This window comes from Paenibacillus sp. Z6-24, assembly GCF_054161335.1.
Window position 1 is genome coordinate 4,835,001 of the sequence record NZ_CP096398.1, and the last position, 21,618, is coordinate 4,856,618.

The following is a 21,618-nucleotide window of genomic DNA, read 5'->3' on the forward strand; positions in this document are numbered from 1 at the left end:
TATCTACTCTCTACTATACATAGAAGAAAGATTCACCTACTTCTAATAAAATACACCCATTTCGATCTGCTGGAAGAGCAAATGTGTTGGATGTATCTCTTGTATTACTTCTATTTTTTGATCTGCGACCTTGGTGCTGTCTTTATTTTATAGGAGTTATGGCTTTTGTTCTGCTCTCTGTTCTCTTTTTTGTCTGGCATGCTTTATGCTTATTGCCGACTCCCTATTGCTGTTCAATAATCAGAGGCAGGCTGATTTTAACTTTTGTACCTTCTCCTTTTTTGCTGGAGATGGTGACGCCGTATTGTTCTCCATATAGGAGGGTGATGCGATGGTGTACATTCTGGATGCCGATTCCGGTAAACAGCTGGCGTTTGCTTTTGGGATTGGGCAGTACGCTTTGCTCGCCCTGTTCGAGGCCGTCCATGCCATCTCCATTATCGACGACTTCGCAGACGAGCGTATCTTCCAGCCTGGAGACGAGGATATAGATTACTCCAGCACCTTTTTCATTAAAAGCATGGAAAAAGGCATTCTCAATAAACGGCTGGATGATCAGCTTGGGTACATGATACTCCATGCAATCCGGGGATACAAAGTAATTGACCTGTACTTTGTTGCCATAGCGTACATGGTTGATGAATACATAGTTCTTCATATTATTCAGTTCCTGCTCGATGGTGATCGTCTCGCTGACATTACTGATCGTATTCTGCAGCAGCGAGATTAACGCGTTGATTGTCTCGGCGGCGGTATCCTTGTTGCCTTTTTGCACCAGCATCTTGATCGAAGCCAGGGTGTTGTACAGGAAATGCGGATTAATCTGCCGCTGCAGGGCAGCCAGCTCGGCATTGCGCTGTTCTTTCTGCGTCTGGAGCAGACGGGCGATATAATCGTTCAGCTCATCGAGCATATAATTAAACGCACGGCTCAGCTCCTGCACTTCATAGCTGCCGGTCACATGCACGTAATTGCCGAAGTCCTTTTCCGTAATGGTCGACATCTGGCGTACCAGCCGGGTCAGTGACTGGGTGAGCCGTCTGGAGATCAGGAAGACGGTCAGCAGAGCCGCCATGACGATGCCGATACAGATCAGCGCAATATCGCGCACATTCACGATCTGGCCGACAGCATACTCGCGGTCGATCATATTGACCAGGTAGATATCATAGGACGGGATATGGTTGGACAGGATGATATGGTTTTTGCCCATCACATCGGCATTTTTGTAATTGAGCTTCTGCTTATTAATTTCTTTGGCATAACCGAGCAGATCAGGGGAAAAGGTGCCGATCAGCTGCTCCTGATTGCTGGAGATGATCCGGCCATTGGCATTCAGGAGCAGCACATCGCTGCCGGTACTCGTAAAATTACTATAGAAGCGTTTGAATTCCTGCTCCTTGATCGCGATATAAATGGTACCGTACAGAAATCCGCTGGTGCGCTCCATTAATGCTTTGGAGGCTACGATGTATCTGTCCTTAAGCACTCCGGACTGGGCCGATTCTTCATCATACTGGTACATCAGCCGCTTGGGTTCGGCTATCGTCCGTTCGGTCAGCTTGCTTTTGGCGAGTTGGCCCGGATCGACCGGCCAGTAGGACCAGTCAGACGAGTAGCTGCGTCCATTGACACCGCTCACAACTATGCCTACATCATAGGCATCCACGTTTGACTTGATCTGCTTCATCTGCTGTCCCATGGCGAAATAGGAACTGGACATCGTAATCGAGTCGCTCTCCCCGCTGGTCAGGTAATTTTTGACGGTGCCGTTCTGTGAGGCATGGCTCACCCCATTTACAATCGAATCATTAAATGATTCCATACTGCTTTTGATCTGATTCAGCACTTTGGAATTAGTAATGCTGAATGTCTCTGTGAACAATCGCTCCGACATCCGTATCGTCACCAGGGAGGTCAGCAGACAAACGGCGATAATACTGACGACCATCACGATAAACAGTTTAAAAAATAGACCCTGCTGCTCAAACCGGAGCGCATATTTCTTCCAATTCATCTGGCTTCACACTCATTTTCTGTTCGGATACACTGCGCCGGGTCAGCCGCGTACATGCTGGCGGCGGTATTGACTGGGGGACAATCCGGTCCATTTTTTGAATACTTTGGTGAAATAGCTATGGTCCGAGTAGCCGACCTTGCCACTGATCTCGGAAATGGAATACCTATCGGTGCGCAGCATCTCGGCGGCCTTTTCCACACGGATTTTGTTGAGATGCTCACTGAATCCTTCCTTGGTATGCGTCGTAAAGTAGCTCGACAGATATGATGGATTGAAATGAAAATGATGTCCCAGTCCGGTGAGGCTGAGCGGCTCTGCATAATGTTCCTCGATATACTCCAGCAGCATCTTCATATTGGCACTGCCATTCTGGGAGGAACGGGATTGAATCTGCAGACTCACCCGATCCAAAAACTCCTTCAACACTGCCACCGTAGCCTGCACATGAACAGCATCGTTAATCTCCCGGAAATAGTCATACTTTTCTTCATCCAGCTGCTTGACGTCATAATCCTGGTTGCCCAGCAATGTAATGATATTAAATATAATATTGCCGAGAAAGGATTTTAGTTCAAACGGTGTGGCCCGGTAATTGCCGGCCATTGCCTGCACATACGTGTCCAGCTCGGTAAATGCCGACTCAAAGTTCTCGCGGCGCATCTCCTCGGCAAACTGCTTCAGATTAAATGTTCCCGGAAGCGATACAGGTTCACCCAGTTCCGCTTCGACTATAAGCATCCGTTCCGGAAAATAGAAGCGGTATTCCAGCAGTTTGACCAGCTGCTGGTAAACGACCCCCAGCTGGTCGATACGGGTAAAGGCTTCGCCCATCGCCCAGGCCGTCTGCCGCTCCTCCGCTGCCTGCGCCTGAGCAAGTTCCCGAATCTGCGCAGTCACACGGTTCTCGTCACCCGAATTCATATTCAATAGAAATATAATCAGCTGGGGATCGGCTGCTACCGGGCGGAAACTGAGCGGTACACCGGCGGACTCGATACATTCGGCCAACCGGCTGCTGATGGCTGAGACATAGCTGCTTTTTTGCTGCAGGGTAAGTTCGCTGCCGGATATACGCAGCTGCTGCGGCTGAATGCCGACCAGTGTATAGCTGTTATACGGAAAATGAATGGCGACCATCTCAGGATCATAATCCATCTCGTATCCAGCAATCAGCTTCTCGATAATATGATCGACAGTTACCTGCTCATCGTCGGCCGCTTCGTCATAGGCAATGGAAGGAATACGCCGGGCAGTCTTTTGCAAAACCTGCAGCAGCTCCTGCGTCTCCAGCTTGGGCTTGAGAATATAGTCGGCCACCCCACTCTGGAACGTAGAGCGCACATAGCTGAATTCCCCATAGCTGCTGAGCACGATCACTTCAATCTCCGGGTAGTTCTGCTTGACGATCCGAGTGAATTCCTCGCCGTCCATAACCGGCATTACGATATCCGTAATGACAATATGAGGCTGCAGCTCATCGATCAGATCCAGTGCTTCCCTACCGTTGGAAGCTTCGCCGATAATCTGAAATCCATATTGTTCCCATACCAGATAATGCTTGATTCCCTGACGAACCAGCACTTCATCGTCTACGATCAATATTTTGCATAATTCTTTCATTCAGACACTCCCTATATCACCAGATGCCTCAGTTATACGTTCGATTATGAGCATACCGGAAATTCCTGCTTATCTGCGGATCGCTCTGTCTATATGTCTGCAGCACTCACTGTACTGCAGTGTAATATGCACTCCTTCCTATTGATAGCGTTTACATTATAGCTGTATCCCAGATGTCTGATTTTGTCTTTTTATGCTATCACATAATTCATATTTACGGGACAAAATGTTTTGCGTATCCCGGTTACTGCCGGAAGGAAATACTGCATTCGCGTCTGCTGATTTCCATGAAATTTTCGCCCAATGGAGACCTGTCCTGGATGGAGTTCCAGTCTTTATGATCAGTTCATTGTAATACAAATCCATTTTGCGGTTAAACATAATCTATAATATGTATTCAGCATTCCAATCTGAATTCCATTCTTATAGGGCTGCTGTCCAAGCACACTCAGCAGCCTTTATTTCCCTTATCATACCAGCACGGGAACACCCGAGAAAAGACGTTATTATCTATACCAAGGAGAGATGTGTATGCCTGATTCCCCTCATACCGAATCGGTCAATGAATCGAAATATACCCAGCAGCACCTGGCCAATGAACGAACCTATCTCGCATGGATTCGCACCAGTCTCGCCATTCTCGGCATCGGCTTTCTCGCTCCGGGGCTTACTTTCCGCTCGGAAATGTTTGCACATACCGGTCATCTGATCGCTTCGATTGGTGGGATCGGTGCCGTGCTGATGGGAGGCTGTGTCTTCGGTCTTGCGACACACAGCTATTTCCGCAAGCGGCGCGGTATTAATAATGAAAGCTTTCAATCGACCAGTGTACTGATCTGGTTTGTTGTGGCTGCACTGGGATTTATCATGATCCTGCTGATTATGCTTGTCATTCTGATGCTGCTGTAGTGTTCCAGCCGCATATTACAAAACCGCCAGAATATCGTACTCTGGCGGTCATCTTTATGCTTACTTATTTATGATCTGTATAAAAGCAGACCTGTCCCCGTCCGTATCGCTTGGCGGTATAAAGGGCCCGGTCGGCATAACGCAGCAGCTCCTCCGCTTTCACTCCATCCTGCGGATATACCGATACTCCGATCGAAGAACCTGTCATGACCGGCTGCGACTGCAGCGTCCACGGCTGCTGAAGATGTCCACAGATCCGGTTGGCCAGTTCGGCAATACAGCTGCGCGTTGCAATCAGCGGCAAAATAACCACAAATTCATCGCCGCCAATCCGGGCAATCGTGTCCATCGGTCCAAGCTCTCCGGATATACGTTCCACCATCTGTACGAGCAGTTCATCGCCCGCTTCGTGTCCCAGCGTATCATTCACTTCCTTGAATCGGTCAATATCCAGATAAAGAATTCCTAGCAGCGCTCCGTTCTCGGTAGTGGTCTGCATATCCTGATGCATCTGATTCATCAGGTACCGGCGATTGGGCACACCCGTCAGCGGGTCCATATAGGCAAGCGAGCGCAGCTGCTGTTCGTGATTTTTACGCTCCATAATGTTACGGGATACGATTAGCACATAATCGGTATCCTCTCCACTGCGAGCTACATAAGTCATATTCATTTCAAACCAGAGATAATGACCTGACGCATGGCGGTAACGACACTCTTCCTTGATATTGGTGGAACGATCAGCAACGGTTTTTTCGAATGAAGCAATAAAGCGTTCGAAATCTTCGGGATGCAGCATAGAAAAACGCTCCTGCTGGTAAAATTGCTCGGGCGAATGGCCCAGCATCGACTCCAGCGAAGGGGAGACATACTGAAGCTGCCGCTCTGGTGTCATCATGGTAATCACATCCGACATGTTCTCAGCGATCAATCTGTACTGTTCCTGGCTGGTGAGCAGGGCTTCTTCTGCCTTTTTGCGCTCGGTTACGTCCCGACTGACAATGACCAACCGATGCCGGTTGCCGTATTCATCGAAAATGGGCGTCTTCATGACTTCCCATATGCGGTGTACACCATCAGGAGTAACAAATGACTTTTCGACCAGCAGTGGAGAGCCTTTGGTCCAGACCTGTTCATCCGTTTGATGATTGTATTCGAAAATCTCCGTATACTGCGGACGGTAACGGGCAATCTCCAGATCGGTACGGTTCAGATAATCTTCCAACTCCAAATCATAAATATCCATAACCAGCTTGTTGCATACGAGCCAGCATCCCTGACCGTCCTTAAGCACGATAAATTCGGGAATCAGATCAATCAGCGTACGCAGCTGGGACTGGTCATTTAGGCTGGAAAGCAGCGACTGGTGAAAATCCATCAGTTATCCTCCTTTCAGATGAGATGGCAAACAGAGATGCGGAATAATAATCGCCTTCCCTGGTGAATCCCTATCCTTCCGTATTGTTCATTAAAAGATATATCGGCTGCAACGACAAATATTGAGAGAACAGCGCCGATTTGGAGAAAATTTTGGCGAAATTTTATGATGTATACATTAGGGCCCTGTTCGCAATGAAATATCCGCTGCTGATCTATGCCATATACAGTAGTCATAGTAACATTATTCATCGAAAAGCCCGTCAAAAAGCAATTATATCTTTTTATCGAACCCTACCAATTTCATGACCTTCAAGTGATATAATAAGGGGATACCAATTCTGAGTTTATTGCAGGAGAAATGAACCCTATGGAACCTAAAGACATAACATATACAGATGCCCCTTCGCATCCGGAAAGACACACCATATCTATCTGGCACCAGCAGATGCATAAGCTGCTCCTTCCGCTGGAAGACAGCATTCGTAATGTTCAATATACCGAACAGGCGCTGCAGCTGATGATGAAACATCGGCCGGATTTGACACCTGCAGGACAGACACTGTACCGGCTCAATGCACTGCTGCTGATCTATCGCAGTGTCATGCTGCCTACCCACAAAATTACCGGCTCCACTCCACTCTCGCTCGGTTATCATACCCGGCTCGCGGTGACAGAGATGCAGAATCTGCTGGAAGCCCAGCTCACTCAGCCGCTGCCTGCTTTGCAAAAGGAGGAGGATCGGCTGCTTACCGATACACTCTCGTATATCCGACGCGAAATGCTGGCGGAAGTTCGGGATTCGTATGCGCTGCTGTCCTGCTACTATCGGTTCTGGCGCAGTTGGATTCTCCCGCTGGATCGTGGACAACAGCTGCTCGGCGCGGAGCTCTCTGCACTGGAACATTCTGTTCCGCAGGAAGAGCGGCAGACGGGTATACGAAGAGTTGGCAGTTCGTTTGAAGCTACATTGCTGCTGGCGCAGAGCTATATTTATTTCCAGCTGGGACAGGACGATCAGGCACTGGAGACGCTGCAGCAGGCTGCAGATCGGCATGACTTTTATCCCGAACGGCTGCCGGATGTACTCGCAGAGCTGGAGCAGGATGAGCAGTGGCCGCGCATGGTCAAATGGCTCGTCGCACTCGCTCCGATTCTGCGGCGGCAGTACTCGGATCTGCATCGCTATGGCGACTACTGGGAACAGGCAATTCGCCATCAGCCGGAAGCGGAAGGCCACATGTGGACCGTACTGGAGAGTCTGCTGCCGCTTGGCGGACGCCTTTACGAAGATAAGCTGCTGGAATACGGCAAATGGCAGCAGTGGATGGATTATCAGCTCTCCTCGGGCAAGGACCCGGCAGGTTACAAGGTGACCGAGCTAAAGCCGCTGGAAATGAACGCCCCGGAAATGCTCCTGCCCTTTTACCATCAGGCGGTGGAGCGTCATATGGCCCAGAAAAACAGGGACGGCTACAAAGCGGCAGTGAAGCTGCTCAAACGCCTGTCCAAACTATACAAAAAAATCAAACAGGAAGAGCGCTGGGAACAGTTCATGGAGCAGTTCACCGGACGGCACAGCCGCCTGCACGCTCTTCAGGAAGAATTACGGAAAGGAAAACTGATTCCATGAGCCATTATTTGCAAAATATCACGATACAGGCGGGGATCAGCGAATACGGTGATGCTCTGATCTACGGTTCCAAGGAAGCGTACGGGTTCGTCCCGGCGATGTATCTCAAGCATCTGCTGTTTGCCTGGCATGAGCCTTCCTTTTACGGTACAGAGCTTCAGGTGGAACATACGCCGGAGGTGGAGCTGATCATTCTGCCTGCGGAGCAGGTGATCTCGTTCTTTGCCGATCAGAAGCTGCTGCACCATGTGAACTGGCAGTGGGAAGGTGATGCCGCCCAGCTGCGTATGCTGGCTCCCTATCTGCTCTCCAGCCTCGACAACAAAAAATATATGCCGAGTCTGACCGCCTACCGCCGCGGCAAACTGCAGTGGCAGTGGGATACGGATGAAGTGATCAAATCCGCCGGACGGGGCCGCCAAAAGGCCGAAGTCCAGGCGGTACTGAAAGAAGCGGATAACAGCTTCCTGCAGGGATTGCAGGCGGCGTTCTCGGCATCGGTATTTGAACGTTATTACAATAATGAAGCGGAAGCCGCAGATCTGCGCCGGGAATATCCGCAGTTATTTGACCGGAATAACAGCACCGCCGGGCTGGATGAGAATACCTGGCTCGTCTCGATCGGCTGGAAAAGCGATACAGCGCCTTTCCGTCCGGCACTGCAACTGCTGGAACCCGAGGATACGAACAGCGGCTGGCGGCTGCGATTGGTACTGCAGGACAAAGCGGACGAGACCCATCTGGTACCGATACGACTGGAAATGAATGGATATGCGGAAGGCGACTGGCCGGCGGGATGGGAACATCATGTGCGTGATCGCTCTGCCGGCTGGCGGGAGCAGCTGCGTGCGGTTCTGCCGGTGACGCAGTTTGCGACATCCGACGATATGATCGGCCGAACGCTCAATAATGAACAGGCGTGGCGCTTCCTGTCCCAGTACAGCAACCGGCTGCTGCAATCCGGCTGGCTGGTGCTGCTACCGGCGTGGTGGGAAGCTGCCCGGCGCAAGCGGCCGAAGCTCAAAGCCAAGGTCAGCGAGGACGAAGAGAAACGCACCGGCAAATCATTCTTCGGACTGGATGCACTGATCGACTTTGACTGGCGGGTCTCGATTGGGGAGACCGAGCTGACCGAAGAAGAATTCGCCGAACTGGCAGAGAAACAGGAGCGTCTTGCCCTGTTCCGCGGCCAGTGGATTGTACTCGATCCGGAACTGCTGGAACAGATTCGCCGCGCGATGAATGGAATCGACCGGCGGCGCGGGCTGTCCTTTCAGGATGTACTGCAGCTGCATCTAATGCGGCAGAGCCGTGCTGCCACTGCCAAAGAGGAAGAAGTCGAAGCGGAAGAAGAAGAGAATCAGCGAATTGAGATCGAAGTGGAACTGAATGAACATCTCGCCGGACTGATCAGCCAGATCAGCCAGCAAAATGACATGCCGCTCATCCCGGTGCCTGCCAGTCTAAACGCCCAGCTGCGGCCGTATCAGCAGGAAGGATTCTCCTGGCTGTCGTTCCTGCGCCGATTCGGACTGGGTGCCTGCCTCGCCGATGATATGGGTCTCGGCAAAACGATCCAGCTGATCACCTATCTGCTGCATATCAAGGAAGATGCCGCCTCCGAGACGCTGCGGCTGTCCCGTCTGCTGAGGGAGACGGCTGAAGAAGAAATGCGGCATACCCAGCTGGCAGCGGCAGCAGAAATCACGCCTGTCTCGGATGAAAAAGAGCTTATCAGCAAGATGACCGATGCCGAACCGGTAAACGCAGTCGGCAGCCAGCAGACCATGGATACAGACCCAGCTGCATCTGCTGCCATGCTCCAGGTCAGCCCGGCGGTATCCAATCCGACCTCACTGGTCGTCTGCCCGACATCGGTTCTCGGCAACTGGCAAAAGGAAATTATGCGCTTTGCACCATCACTCAAGGTCGCACTGCACTATGGCAGTAAACGCTTGTCCGGTGAAGCCTTTCACCGATTGGTTAGCGATCATGATGTAATCCTGACGTCATATGCCACCGCATCGCTCGATCAGGAGCTGCTGCAGGAGGTAACATGGGCAACCATCTGTCTGGATGAAGCGCAAAACATCAAAAATGCCCAGACCCGCCAGTCCCAGACGGTGCGCAGTCTGTCGGCATTGCACCGGGTCGCACTGACCGGTACGCCGATCGAGAACCGGTTGGCCGAACTGTGGTCGATCTATGACTTTATCACTCCCGGCTATCTGGGCAGCATGAAAGGATTCCAGGACCGGTTCGCCCAGGCCATTGAAAAAGAACAGGACGAGCAGCGAACACTGGATTTACAAAAGCTGGTCAAACCGTTCATGCTCCGCCGGACGAAAAAAGACCCGAATATCCAGCTCAATCTGCCGGAGAAAAACGAAATGAAAACCTACATCAATCTCACGCCGGAGCAGGGTGTCATGTACGATCAGGCGGTCAACCAGCTGATGCAGCATATGAACGATCTGGAAGGCATGAAGCGCAAAGGCGCGATCCTGTCTGCACTGACCCAGCTCAAGCAGATCTGCGATCATCCGGCACTGCTGCACACCCGCGTCCAGACACCGGACCCGGATGCGCCGGAAGTAGAGGATGTACCGGAAGATCTGGATGCGCTGGTCAGCCGCTCCGCCAAGATGGAAAGGCTGCTGGAAATGGTGCGCGAGCTGCGCTCCAAAGACGAGAAATGCCTGATTTTCACCCAGTATATCGGTATGGGGCAGATCATTCAGCGGGTACTCAGCGAGGATCTGGGCGAATCGGTACTGTACCTGAACGGCAGTACTTCCAAAACGGCACGCGACCGGATGATCGAGCAGTTCCAGTCTCCGGGCGAACCGAATATATTCATTCTGTCTCTCAAGGCAGGCGGCGTCGGCCTCAATCTAACCGCCGCCAATCACGTCTTCCACGTCGACCGCTGGTGGAACCCGGCCGTAGAGAATCAGGCGACAGACCGGGCATACCGAATGGGTCAGACCCGGGATGTGCAGGTACACAAGTTCATCTCTCTCGGGACACTGGAAGAACGCATCGACGAGATGCTGGAAAGCAAACAGCAGCTCAGTAACAATATCATCTCCACGTCGGAAGGCTGGATTACCGAGCTGTCCAATGATGAACTGCAGAGCCTGTTCAGTCTGCGGCGCGAGTGGGTTGAAGTGTAAAAGTTAAAGGAATATACAATTGATTGGCAAAAATGAATACGCAAAAAGCGTGATTTGTTCAGAGAACAATCACGCTTTTTTTACTTTATACGCATAGCCCAAAATGAAGATGTATTTACTCCTGATTGTCAGTTCACCTTAATCTGACTGGCTACATAGAGCAGCTGCTCCATAGTCGCGTTGCCACCAGCACTGTTTACCGCATAAAAGTAATCGTTTGTAAAAAGGAACACTTGTCTGCGGATATGATTCGTTTCTTCGGCAAGCACATGATGACCGTTGATCTCCAACTCGGTAAGCACGGTTGCCGGATCGTCAAAGCCCTGTTTCCACGCTTTGATCGTTACCGGCTTGCCGTTGGTACCTTCATTAAAAGATTGACTGACACGTATCTCTGATTTACCGTCTTGAAGTCCGTATGTAATTGTTACTAGTTGATTATCCTTGCCGGTGATTACTCCATGAGTGCGCTTGAGCACAGTAATCGGATTGTCAGGATCATCCTGATAAAGTGAGCTGTTTTCTGCAGCAGCAGATCCTTGCTTGTTTGCCAAATTTGTCGGAATATTCAGCTTATAATCGGCGGTCACATTAAAATATACCGGCAGCGGGACATTGGGATCAATCATATTCGGGTAACGATCCGACTTTACGACCGGTGTCGTATACGTCTCGACCTGCTGCCGCGGAGCATGTGTCACCTGCTGCATCTCGGCTGCAAATGAATGGGCATAGACAAATATGGTTATTCCGCTTATCACTATTCCCGAGGTGAGTGAAATGATCCATTTTTTATTTCTCATTAATTATTCTCCTTTATCTTCGATGTAGTCGTATTTCATGCGGCTGTTGGCGTATAAGACAATTTTATTTTACCATAAAGTACCATTTAGTTATCATTTTTCTATTGACTTACATTTACAATAAGGATCAAAAAATGGCAGCTTTATTTAAAGAAGGCTTTCTCTTTAAGCAACATCCATCATTGCATTAAGAAAAAGCCTTCTTTTATTTGTATTTGTTTATTTGCACTTAGTATTCACTTTTCGTTCAGTGATTCGGAAAGACGGGGTCACGAGGAGGTCCCTTTATCGGCGCTTGATAGCTTTATGAGAAAACTAACCGCTCGTCCTTTTCCCATGCCTTAAATATCCACCGCAGCCATCACGCCAAAATGGTCCGACACCACTGCACCATTTACACCGTTAAGAGCGACATGCGAAGATTGCACCTGTACAGGGCGGTTGGCATAAATGTAGTCGATTCGCAGATTGCGCGCATTGCCTTCCCAACCGGCGATCGATTTAACGACAGTGTGGCCATCGTCTTTGACGGATGCGGCTGTGTAGGTATCGTGCCAGATCTGCTTCATCATATAGTCGTATCCTTCGCCGCGAATCTCGGCTACATTGTTGAAGTCTCCGAGGAAGAACAGCAGTTGATCCTGATACGGCTCCAGCAGCTTCTCGGCTTCATCCCACTGCTGGCGGAACGGCTCGATCTCATCATTCCACCAGCCAAAGTGACCGTTCACCAGCCAGACCGGCTGTCCGGACTGCTCGGTCTGCACGGCCAGGATTTTGCGGGTTTTGGAATTGTTGTAGTCCTGCAGCTGAGATACATGTCCATACATATGATCAGTCAGCGGTGTTCTTGACAGAATCGCCAGTCCCTCGTCCAGTTTGCGCTGGGAAGCGGAATGCACGGGAATCCATGTCCAGTAATAGTCGACATCCAGCTGCTGAAGCAGCACATACGCATAATTATCCTTGCGAATAATCGTCCCGGGATCTGCAGTGTAATACCGCCCCAGATCATGCTCAGCTACCACTTCCTCGGCAGCCAGCTGGTTCACTTCCTGCATCGCAATGACGTCAAACTGCTGTTCATTAATAAAGGCAGCCAGCTGGCCGATCTTCTCCAGCTGATTCTCTTCGTGCCAGGCATGGGTGTTCAGTGTAAGTAATTTCATTGGTTTCTCTCCTGTTTGGCCGGTATCGTCTTGCCGGATAATCTGTATGTATCCACTATACCATATGCCCTTACGGCTCCTTTTATAAAAAAGGTACTTTCGGCATGCTGCCGGGTCGTTCAATAGTAAAGAAGTACACAGCAAATTCGCCAGACCCTGCTGCCCGGTCTGGCGAATTTGCTGTGCAGGATGGAAATGAGACTCTCAATTCGAACTGTCCTCTTCATCCGAGCTTTGAATTCAGACAGGATGGTACTTCATCCTACAAATGTATGACACGACAGCTTATCTGTTCATTCTCAAGGCTTCCACCAGTTGCCCGAGATAAACAGCAGGTTCAGCATATTGTACGAATCGCTGAAATAACTCTCCTTGTGCGTAACCATCCAGCTCCAGCCTTTGTTCACCCAGGCCTGGTGGCTGCTGTCCGTGACGCTGGCCGAGATGAACGGAGCTACGAATACAGCAGTCGCATAACTGCCGCGATCATTACCGTTCAACTGGTAACCGTCCTTGATATTATCCGGATTGCCGCCGGTTTTCTGCTTAATCCATACCGCCATTTTATTGGCGATATTTTTGCCGCGTGTATCGCCATAGAGCGCATAATCCATTACGATACGCAGCGGTACACGGGAAGCATTGTAATTGTATTCATTGGTCTCCTTGAATTCGTCCAGGAACCATTCCGGTGCCGGCTTGGGCGGGTTGCCAACGACAAAGTCGGAGATCAGGCCGGTTGTTGGGGAGTACGCTGCGCTGAACTGCGAGTATTTGTTATACAGATTGTTGATCACATTCAGCCAGGTCTGGTCACCGGTCACATCATAATAGGCGCGCAGATGACTGAGCATCCAGTCGGAAGGGCGGGTATCGTAGCTGGATTTGGAATCCCAGTCGCCCAGATTGATGCTGTTATTGCTCGTAATGTAGCTGGCTTTGATCGCATTGATCATCTTTTTGGCTTCGGCCAGATAATTGACCGCGCCGCTGGAGCCCCACTGCCGATCCGCCAGAATAAGCGAGTAGGCAATATCTAGATCACCATCGGTCGCTGATCCGAAATGACCCTGGGCGGCTGGATCATCCGCTACCACCCAGCCCATCAGTGCCGGATTGCCGCTGCTATGATACGCTCTGACCGTCTTGAACAGTCCATCATAAATGGTACGAGCATTGGTATCGTGCCCTGCCATTAGGGCAGTGATCACCATGCCATAGCCCTGTCCTTCCGACGTACCCAGAGGCTCAAATCCTTCGGCATCGCCGGTAATATCACCGCGCACATAATACCCGCCCGGCAGTGAAGACAGATCATGTTTGAGATAGGTCGACTTCCAGTAATCGTAATAACCCGCTACATCCCGGTTCATCTGTGCCTGGGTAATATGATTGGGCTTGATGACTCCCGGATAATTCACCTGCTGCGGAAAAGGCTTCTTCTCTCCGGCTCCATAGGCAGTATCCGGGGCACCGGTCATGCCTACGGACGCGATAATCATTGCGAAAACAAGGGAGAGATAGGTCAGACGTGCTTTCATCGTGTTCCTCTTACGGACAACAAGTTGCATCATTTGAATTCCTCCTTCATTTTGGTAGGTGAAATGAACAGCCGTTTGCCTATTTATCAGACCAGCGCTTTGTCCACGTCAGCGGCTCTGCTGCGGAAGAACTGCGGCAAATATGGGCGATTTGTCTCCAGCATCTCTTCCAGCAACGCTTTGGCAATGTTGACGGAAGGCACCAGCGGATGATGAACCATCGCCTGCAGCGCGATATCCCGGTCACCTGTAATGGCTGCCTCGATCGTCAGCTGCTCATACGTCTTCACCGCATGGATCAGCCCTTTGATATGCTCGGGAAACCTGGTCAGTTGGATCGGCAGCGGACCATTCGCAGTCACCACGCAGTTCACTTCAATACAGGCCTCATCCGGCAGGAAATCGATAATGCCCCGATTGGGTACATTCAGCGTCTGTACATCTCCGGTACCGTTATACAGGGAGCGCATCAGATTGACGGCAGCTTCGGAATAATAGGCGCCCCCGCGCTGATCCAGCTGTTTGGGCTTCTCCTGAAGATTGGGATCGCTGTACAGCTGGAACAGCTCTTCTTCGACCTTTTTCACGACTTCGGCACGGCTGCCTTCACCCTGAATGGCCTGCATCTGATCCTCCAGCATAGCTGGCGTCATATAGAAGTATTTCAAATAATACGATGGCAACGCCTGCAGCGAGCGCAGGAAATCTGCATCCCAATCCTGGTGGGAGACATTGACTGCGGCATATTCCTGTCGGCTGTCCAGCAGCTCGGTCAGCTTATCCTGTCCTTCCACGTCAATCCGGGTCACCCAGTGCAGATGGTTTAGCCCCACGAATTCGGCATATACACGGTCGGCAGTGACTTTATACTGGGAAGTGAGCCATTTGATCATCCCAATCGGGGCATTGCACAGTCCCACACTGCGCACTTTGCTGTGTCTCGTTATCGCCTCGGTCACCATGCCGGCAGGATTGGTAAAATTGAGCAGCCAGGCGTCCGGCGCCAGCTCTTCGATATCCCGGCAGATGTCCAGCAGTACCGGTATCGTACGCAGCGCCTTCATCATGCCACCCGGTCCGGTCGTCTCCTGACCGATCACTCCATATTTCAGCGGAATGCTCTCATCCCGTGCCCTTGCATCCAGCATACCAACACGCATCTGAGTGCTGATAAAATCGGCACCTTTGATAGCCGCTCTACGATGCGTTGTTAAATGAACTTCCATCGGTAATCCCGAAGCAGCTACCATCCTTTTGGCGAGTTCACCAACAATATTCAGCTTGTGCAGTCCCGGCTCAATATCGACCAGCCACAGCTCCTGTACCGGCAGTTCGCTGTAATAACGGATAAAGCCTTCCACCAGTTCGGGCGTATAGGAGGAACCTCCGCCAATCACTGCAATTTTCAATCCTTTTTGCATATCAGATCACATCCTGTATTATAGTCAAAATCTATAATTCCCTATTCCACGCGGCACAATATGTGATGATAAAAGAATTTGTTCTTATGGTTTATGGTTCAATCGTCTCTGCAGATACCGGATGCAGACTGCCATGCTTACGCAGCGTTTTGTATACGCTCTCATGGATCGTAGCACCAGTATGATCCATCGCACGAAGTATCGCCCCCACGACCGGTTCCATATCCAACCGGACCAACGAGGCATGAGGAGCACATGAGCTCATCGCTGATTCAATATGCGGGCTGATCCAGCCCCGGTCTCCCCGGGTCAGCAGGCTGCCGGCCATCACCACATCGAATGCCTCCTCCTGCATACCGAGCCGGTGAACGATTGCCGTGACCGACCTGCCGATCTCACGACCTTGACGTGTAAGAATATCCAGTGCTGCCGAGTCTCCTCGTGCGGCAGCTATAAATAACAGCTCCGCTGCCCGGAGCGGAACACTGCGATGATGATCCAGATAATCGTTGAACATCGTCGACACATCCGGATAACCGAGCATCTCCAGCAGCAGCCCGGTCAGCACTGTGGGCTGCTCCCTGCCATCCCATGCACGGATCACAGTGCGGAATACCTCGATGCTGAGCGATCCTCCACCTCCAAAATCGCCATACATGTAATCAAATCCTCCGCACTGAAAAATCTCTCCATCCGGCGAGACACCGGCACTGTTGGTTCCGGTCCCGCAGATAACGGATAGGCCATAAGGTCGGCGGGTTCCGGCACGCAGGCCGATAATCGTATCACATACAATCTCATAATTCACAAATCCCAGACCATGGATCATCGGGTGCAAAATGTCATAATCGGTCTGCCTGTCAGCTCCTGCCAGTCCAAAGCAGCTAAAGGCCAGCTGTTCCAGCCGGATTCTGGCCTGCCGAAGCGCCTGATCCGCCGCCATCCCAATATGATCGGCAGCGAGCTGTCCGGCGACCTGATGATTGCCATTGCCTGCAAGGCCGCGGCCGAGCAGATGACCACGGTCGTCGGTGACATAGGCCAGCGTCTTGGTTCCGCCAGCATCAATACCCAGGTAGTAGTTCACATTATTCACCTCTAGCGGCAGTCGATTTTCGTATAATCAGCTCCGGTTTTAATTTGAGTCCATTCATGCGTTTATTTTTGCTGTCTATTTTGCGCAGCAGCATATCGACGGCGGCCAGCCCGATCTGATCGGCAGGCTGGCGGATCGTCGTCAGCAGCGGATGTAATTGCGAAGCGAGCGTCTGGTCATCATAACCGATCACCGACATATCTTCGGGCACACGGATGCCCTCGCGCATCAGCGCATTGATAAACCCAATCGCCATATGATCATCCCCGGCGAACAATGCTGTCGGCAGCCTGCCGCTTTTCAGCCATTTCTGCGCGATCTCATAGCCAAATTCCACCCCATATGTGCCCTGTTCCATCGCAAAAGGTTCCAATCCGGCTTCCTTCATCGCCCAGAGGAAGCCCTGCCGCCTCTCGCGGGTACTGAGGAATACTTCCTGACCGCTCAGATGGGCGATCTCGCGGTGGCCGAGCTCCAGCAGGTGCCGGGTCGCTTCATAGCCGCCGCTGAAATTATCGACACTGATCGAGGCCGAATTGTTCTCCTGCAGCTGATTATCGATCAGCACATAGGGAATATTGCGCTTTTTGAGTTCTGCGACAAACCGGTCTTCCTCCACAGGTGACAGCAGAATCAGTCCATCCACCCGATCTTCCTGGATCAGATAATGGCTCTCTTCATTGCCGAATCCGCTGGATACCGAGATCGCCAGATAATAGCCGTGCAGAGCGAGCGCATCATTGATCTCCTTGGCGATCGAGTCAAAGAAGGAATCATGCAGTGTCGTGACGATCAGGCCGATCGTTCCGGTCCGGCCGCGGGCCAGTGAACGTGCCGCCGCACTCGGGCGATAATCCAGCTCTTTGATCGCATCCAGTACTTTCTGGCGATTTTTCTCCCGTACGGTATCCGCACCGTTGAGCACACGGGATACCGTGACCACGGATAGACCGGAACGTTTGGCAACATCAAATATACTGGCTTTCATTGTGTATTCTCCTCGTTGATGCAGTCTTTCCTGTATCAGCGAACTGAATATGAGTTCCTTCACTGCAGTAAAGCTGACATCCGTTTTTGTGCTCATTATACAGGAAGGAATACGGTACTCACTACAGTTGCAGGTATTTATGACAGAATTTTATTTTTTGGTACGGGCGAGGATTTCTTCCATTTTCTTCTGGACCCCCGGCATCACATCCTCTACCCTGGCGCTGCCATTCTGGACCGGCTGCATTTCGTTGATCATCATATCGTTGATCTGGGAGTAGTTGGCGATCAGATGATTGAACGATTCATAGCCGTACTGGTAGGCGCCTTCGTACACATTTTTGAGGTCTTTGGGATCGATTGTATTGAAGTGGGCATAATAGTCCTCGGCCGCTTCCTGGTTGACCGGAGGCGTACCGCCGCTCAGTTCGATCGATTCCTTTTGGATATCGGTCTGGAGCAGATACTGAATCCAGGTCAATGCTTCCTGGGGATGCTTGGAATCCTTGAGAATAAAGAGCGGATCGACGAACAATGTACTGCGAACCTTGTCATTGCTGCCAGCCGGCACCGCTGCTACACCTACATTGAAGCCGAAATCATTCGCTCCCGACAGAATCCACGATCCTCCGACCGACATGGCGACTTTGCCGGTGACAAACGGATCGCCGCCCTGACCGGCTACACTGGCCGACCATTCGGATGGCGGAGATACCTTGTCGTCAAATACCAGACCGAAAATTTTCTTGTAGGCTGCTATTGCTTCCGGCGAGTCAAAGTAGGTCTCTGACGGCATGCCGCCATTTTTCCAGGTATCATCCGAATACATCTTGGCACCAAAGTAGAACGGGCGGTTGTCCAGCTCTCCCCAGCCGAATTGCAGTCCATACTGCTGCTTGTTCGGATCATCGGAGAGCACGGTCAGCTTCTTCGCATCGGCGACCATTTTGTCAAAGGTCCAGCTCTTGTCGTTATAATCCGATGGCGGATATGGTACACCGGCAGCGTCGAACAGATCCTTGTTGTACAGCAGCAGCGTCACATAGGAGCTGAATGGAATGCCGTACGTATGACCGTCCACCTGGTAAATGTCCATCAGGTTCTTAGGAATCTTGTACTCTTCTGCATCAAATCCTTCCTGCTTGAGCAGATCGGTCATATCCAGCAGCATGCCTTTGTTGTAGTACTCGGCAAACCCGCCGTATCCAAAATGAGACGTAATATCCGGCGCATTGCCGCCTGCAATCATCGTCTGCAGCTTGCTGTCAAACTGCTCATACGGCGCAGTGGCGACTTTGACCTTGATATTGGGATGCTGCTTCTCAAAATCAGGAATCAGCTGCTCGACAAAGGTACGGTCCGGCGAATCAATCGTATAGTACGTAATCGTGACGGCCTCTCCATCGGCTCCCACGCTGCTGTTCCCTCCTCCGCATCCGCTCAGCATCACAGCTATCGCAAACAATGCACTGACCGCAGCCAGCATTCTGGTGGACCATTTCCTTTTTCTGTTGATCATGTCTGACTCCTCCTTTATTTGATGCCTGTCAGCACGATGCCTTCGACAAAGCGCTTCTGGGCCAGGATAAACAGTATGACAATCGGCAGCAGTGCCAGTACGGACGCTACCATCAGCAGATGCCATGGCGCGACTCGGAATTTGGATGAAGTCAGCGAAGCCATACCGACCGGCAGTGTGAACATATCCGACGAGTTCAGATACAGTACCGGAGTCAGCAGATCGTTCCAGCTATAAATGAAGGAAAAGATCGCCACCGTCGCCATCGCGGCACCGGACAGCGGCAGCGCAATTTTCCAGTACATCCCGATCTCGGTACATCCGTCCATCCGACCGGCATCGAACAGTTCTTCCGGCAAATTGGCGAAAAATTGACGCAGCAGGAATATGTTATACGCAGATCCGAAAAAGGCAGGTACGATCAACGGCAAAAAAGTATCTACCCAGCCCAGCTTGCTGAACAGCACAAACTGCGGAATCATGATCGCCGGATAAGGCAGCATCATCGTACTGAGCAGCAGCATAAACATCAGATTGCGTCCTTTCCCGCGAAAACAGGCGAATCCGTAGGCTACCAGTGACGAAGACAGCAGCGTAGCCAGCACCGTAATCCCCGCAATCATCAGACTGTTCTGATACATCGTGCCAAACTGCAGCCGGGAGAAAATATCCACGTAATTGCTGAACTGCAGACTATCCGGGAAAAGCGTCGGCGGATACTGCATCGTCTCCCGCTGGGCCTTGAACGACGTCGTAACCATAAAGACCAGCGGCATCAACATGGTCAGCGTAATGAGGATCAGCAGGATAAAGCTGAGCACCCGGGTAAAGTCGACTTTGCGCCTCGGCCGGGTCGCTGTCCATACTTCCGACTCCTGCATCCGGTTGGACGTAATCATCGGCTTTTCCCTCCTTCATAGTACACATACCGGTTGGACAGCTTCATAATCATGTACGTGACGATAAGTACCACGATGAGCAGAATCCAGGCCATCGCTGATGAATATCCTGCTCGGTATTCCTTGAATGCGCTTGTATACAGCCCGTACACGTAGAACCAGGTCGAATAATTGGGACCTCCATGGGTCATAACAAAAGCCTGCGTGAATACCTGAAACGACTCAATTACACCGAGAATCAGCTGAAACAGCAGTACCGGCGAGATCATCGGCAGCGTCACATGCCAGAAAATCGACAACCTGCCTGCTCCATCCAGTCTGGCCGCTTCCAGCAGGCTCGTCGGAACCCCCTGCAGACCGGCCAGGAAAATGATCATCGCTCCACCGACACCCCAGAACGACATGATAATCAGTGAATACAATGCGGTATCCGGGTCCATCAGCCAGGCAGGCCCTTTGACACCGAACCAGGACAGCACGTAGTTGAACAGCCCGATCTGCGGATTGAACACCCAGTACCAGAGCAGTGACATCGCCACCCCCGACACCATACTCGGGAAATACATGGCCGTTCGGAAAAACCCTTTGAACGGCAGCTTCTGATTCAGCAGCAGGGCGAAGCCCATTGCCAGCAGCAGCTGCAGCGGCACGCTGATAAACGTATACTTGAGCGTGACCATAACCGAATTCCAGTACAGGTCGTCTGCAAACATCTCCCGGTAATTATCCAGCCCGACCCAGCGCGGCGAATGGATAATGTCATAGTCGGTGAAGCTGTAATACAGCGAAGCCAGAATCGGGAACAGGGCAAACACTGTAAAGCCAATAATCCAGGGCGATATAAAAGCGTACATCAACCAAGTCTCACGTCTCATCTCACGAGTCAGCAATTGATCACTTCCCAGCTGTTGAATTTAAACCTTAAGTTATAGCGCTTTAACTTTTAGACAAAAGATACACCTGATGAATGATTGTAACAGGATAGCCTTGCAGGAACGAATAATATTACACCGATCCTCCTTTTGCAAAATGATGATACATACATGGCAGAGTGATAACTTTTAGCATGCAGATGTCGTTATGATAGTCCCTCTGTTGCGTAAGGTTCTGTAGTGAGACAGCCAGTAGATCGTATCTGTCATTTACTTTTTAAAATTAAAGCGTTATAACTTTTTGATTGGGTTTATCATAGATGATCTTGTTGCTGATTACAATAGGATTTTCCGATTTTCGCACTTTTTATGTGAGTATATTTGACTAGATGGCTGCTAAATAGGCATTTTCTATTTTTTATATGTTATTAAAATTATCACATAAAGACATTTAATTGAATTTGATCCCAGTATATTGTTTAAATTGTTTGGGGTAAATCGGTCGATAGGTGCCGGGTAATAAGAAGGTTGGTCAGAATTAGAGACGGCAGCATATGGACGGGTCCGGGCTGTTCT

The 21,618-nt window shown here is 50.8% G+C and carries 15 protein-coding genes; 3 read left to right on the plus strand and 12 right to left on the minus strand.

All coding sequences use genetic code 11. The features are described 5' to 3' along the window. Nucleotides 1-223: 223 nt before the first annotated feature. Together M1D61_RS20920 and M1D61_RS20925 are read right to left on the minus strand one after the other, a co-directional pair. Nucleotides 224-2,017 carry a sensor histidine kinase gene (locus M1D61_RS20920; protein ID WP_458120468.1) on the minus strand — a complete coding sequence of 598 codons (1,794 nt, stop codon included), beginning with the start codon at nt 2,015-2,017 and terminating at the stop codon, nt 224-226. A 42-nt stretch (nt 2,018-2,059) separates the two neighbouring features. Continuing rightward, entirely contained in the window at nt 2,060-3,640 is a 1,581-nt protein-coding gene (locus tag M1D61_RS20925) for a response regulator transcription factor (RefSeq protein WP_458120469.1), read from the minus strand. A 531-nt stretch (nt 3,641-4,171) separates the two neighbouring features. On the opposite strand from M1D61_RS20925, the gene M1D61_RS20930 reads away from it, so the two are divergent. Beyond that, nucleotides 4,172-4,549 (plus strand): YidH family protein, encoded by a 378-nt coding sequence (locus tag M1D61_RS20930; protein WP_458120470.1) that lies wholly within the window; start codon nt 4,172-4,174, stop codon nt 4,547-4,549. A gap of 64 nt (nt 4,550-4,613) precedes the next feature. On the opposite strand, the gene M1D61_RS20935 is transcribed toward M1D61_RS20930, so the two are convergent. Further along, nucleotides 4,614-5,927, minus strand: coding sequence for a diguanylate cyclase domain-containing protein (locus M1D61_RS20935; protein WP_458120471.1), 1,314 nt, complete (start codon nt 5,925-5,927; stop codon nt 4,614-4,616). Nucleotides 5,928-6,296: 369 nt separating this feature from the next. Here M1D61_RS20935 and M1D61_RS20940 point away from each other — a divergent pair, with 369 nt between their 5' ends. Together M1D61_RS20940 and M1D61_RS20945 are read left to right on the plus strand one after the other, a co-directional pair. After that, nucleotides 6,297-7,559 (plus strand): hypothetical protein, encoded by a 1,263-nt coding sequence (locus M1D61_RS20940; protein ID WP_458120472.1) that lies wholly within the window; start codon nt 6,297-6,299, stop codon nt 7,557-7,559. Continuing rightward, nucleotides 7,556-10,735, plus strand: coding sequence for a DEAD/DEAH box helicase (locus tag M1D61_RS20945; protein WP_458120473.1), 3,180 nt, complete (start codon nt 7,556-7,558; stop codon nt 10,733-10,735). The genes M1D61_RS20940 and M1D61_RS20945 overlap by 4 nt, the downstream gene beginning before the upstream one ends. 128 nt (nt 10,736-10,863) lie before the next feature. Here M1D61_RS20945 and M1D61_RS20950 read toward each other — a convergent pair whose 3' ends face one another. From M1D61_RS20950 to M1D61_RS20990, 9 genes are all read right to left on the minus strand, one after another. Then, a complete protein-coding gene (locus tag M1D61_RS20950; protein WP_458120474.1) occupies nt 10,864-11,538 on the minus strand; it encodes a hypothetical protein in 675 nt (224 codons plus the stop codon). Nucleotides 11,539-11,879: 341 nt separating this feature from the next. Beyond that, nucleotides 11,880-12,707, minus strand: coding sequence for an endonuclease/exonuclease/phosphatase family protein (locus tag M1D61_RS20955; RefSeq protein WP_458120475.1), 828 nt, complete (start codon nt 12,705-12,707; stop codon nt 11,880-11,882). 299 nt (nt 12,708-13,006) lie between these two features. Continuing rightward, on the minus strand, nt 13,007-14,278 hold the full coding sequence (locus M1D61_RS20960; protein WP_458122579.1) for a glycosyl hydrolase family 8: 1,272 nt from the start codon (nt 14,276-14,278) through the stop codon (nt 13,007-13,009). Between the two features lie 56 nt (nt 14,279-14,334). Next, complete coding sequence (locus M1D61_RS20965; protein ID WP_458120476.1) at nt 14,335-15,669, minus strand: 6-phospho-beta-glucosidase; 1,335 nt, start codon at nt 15,667-15,669, stop codon at nt 14,335-14,337. A 91-nt stretch (nt 15,670-15,760) separates the two neighbouring features. Further along, a complete protein-coding gene (locus tag M1D61_RS20970) occupies nt 15,761-16,756 on the minus strand; it encodes an N-acetylglucosamine kinase (protein WP_458120477.1) in 996 nt (331 codons plus the stop codon). Nucleotide 16,757: 1 nt separating this feature from the next. After that, nucleotides 16,758-17,753, minus strand: a complete 996-nt coding sequence (locus M1D61_RS20975; RefSeq protein ID WP_046216217.1) for a LacI family DNA-binding transcriptional regulator — start codon at nt 17,751-17,753, stop codon at nt 16,758-16,760. Nucleotides 17,754-17,903: 150 nt separating this feature from the next. Beyond that, nucleotides 17,904-19,271, minus strand: a complete 1,368-nt coding sequence (locus tag M1D61_RS20980; protein WP_458120478.1) for an ABC transporter substrate-binding protein — start codon at nt 19,269-19,271, stop codon at nt 17,904-17,906. 14 nt (nt 19,272-19,285) lie between these two features. Further along, nucleotides 19,286-20,170 carry a carbohydrate ABC transporter permease gene (locus M1D61_RS20985; protein WP_458120479.1) on the minus strand — a complete coding sequence of 295 codons (885 nt, stop codon included), beginning with the start codon at nt 20,168-20,170 and terminating at the stop codon, nt 19,286-19,288. Continuing rightward, nucleotides 20,167-21,024 carry a carbohydrate ABC transporter permease gene (locus M1D61_RS20990; protein ID WP_458122580.1) on the minus strand — a complete coding sequence of 286 codons (858 nt, stop codon included), beginning with the start codon at nt 21,022-21,024 and terminating at the stop codon, nt 20,167-20,169. Before M1D61_RS20990 ends, M1D61_RS20985 begins: the two co-directional genes overlap by 4 nt. Nucleotides 21,025-21,618: the final 594 nt, after the last annotated feature.

What these genes read in the sequence shown, in the direction of transcription:
- M1D61_RS20920 (WP_458120468.1), bottom strand. Translation starts at nt 2,017, where the DNA reads ATGAATTGGAAGAAATATGCGCTCCGGTTTGAGCAGCAGGGTCTATTT.
- M1D61_RS20925 (WP_458120469.1), bottom strand. Translation starts at nt 3,640, where the DNA reads ATGAAAGAATTATGCAAAATATTGATCGTAGACGATGAAGTGCTGGTT.
- M1D61_RS20930 (WP_458120470.1), top strand. Translation starts at nt 4,172, where the DNA reads ATGCCTGATTCCCCTCATACCGAATCGGTCAATGAATCGAAATATACC.
- M1D61_RS20935 (WP_458120471.1), bottom strand. Translation starts at nt 5,927, where the DNA reads ATGGATTTTCACCAGTCGCTGCTTTCCAGCCTAAATGACCAGTCCCAG.
- M1D61_RS20940 (WP_458120472.1), top strand. Translation starts at nt 6,297, where the DNA reads ATGGAACCTAAAGACATAACATATACAGATGCCCCTTCGCATCCGGAA.
- M1D61_RS20945 (WP_458120473.1), top strand. Translation starts at nt 7,556, where the DNA reads ATGAGCCATTATTTGCAAAATATCACGATACAGGCGGGGATCAGCGAA.
- M1D61_RS20950 (WP_458120474.1), bottom strand. Translation starts at nt 11,538, where the DNA reads ATGAGAAATAAAAAATGGATCATTTCACTCACCTCGGGAATAGTGATA.
- M1D61_RS20955 (WP_458120475.1), bottom strand. Translation starts at nt 12,707, where the DNA reads ATGAAATTACTTACACTGAACACCCATGCCTGGCACGAAGAGAATCAG.
- M1D61_RS20960 (WP_458122579.1), bottom strand. Translation starts at nt 14,278, where the DNA reads ATGCAACTTGTTGTCCGTAAGAGGAACACGATGAAAGCACGTCTGACC.
- M1D61_RS20965 (WP_458120476.1), bottom strand. Translation starts at nt 15,669, where the DNA reads ATGCAAAAAGGATTGAAAATTGCAGTGATTGGCGGAGGTTCCTCCTAT.
- M1D61_RS20975 (WP_046216217.1), bottom strand. Translation starts at nt 17,753, where the DNA reads ATGAAAGCCAGTATATTTGATGTTGCCAAACGTTCCGGTCTATCCGTG.
- M1D61_RS20980 (WP_458120478.1), bottom strand. Translation starts at nt 19,271, where the DNA reads ATGATCAACAGAAAAAGGAAATGGTCCACCAGAATGCTGGCTGCGGTC.
- M1D61_RS20985 (WP_458120479.1), bottom strand. Translation starts at nt 20,170, where the DNA reads ATGATTACGTCCAACCGGATGCAGGAGTCGGAAGTATGGACAGCGACC.
- M1D61_RS20990 (WP_458122580.1), bottom strand. Translation starts at nt 21,024, where the DNA reads ATGTACGCTTTTATATCGCCCTGGATTATTGGCTTTACAGTGTTTGCC.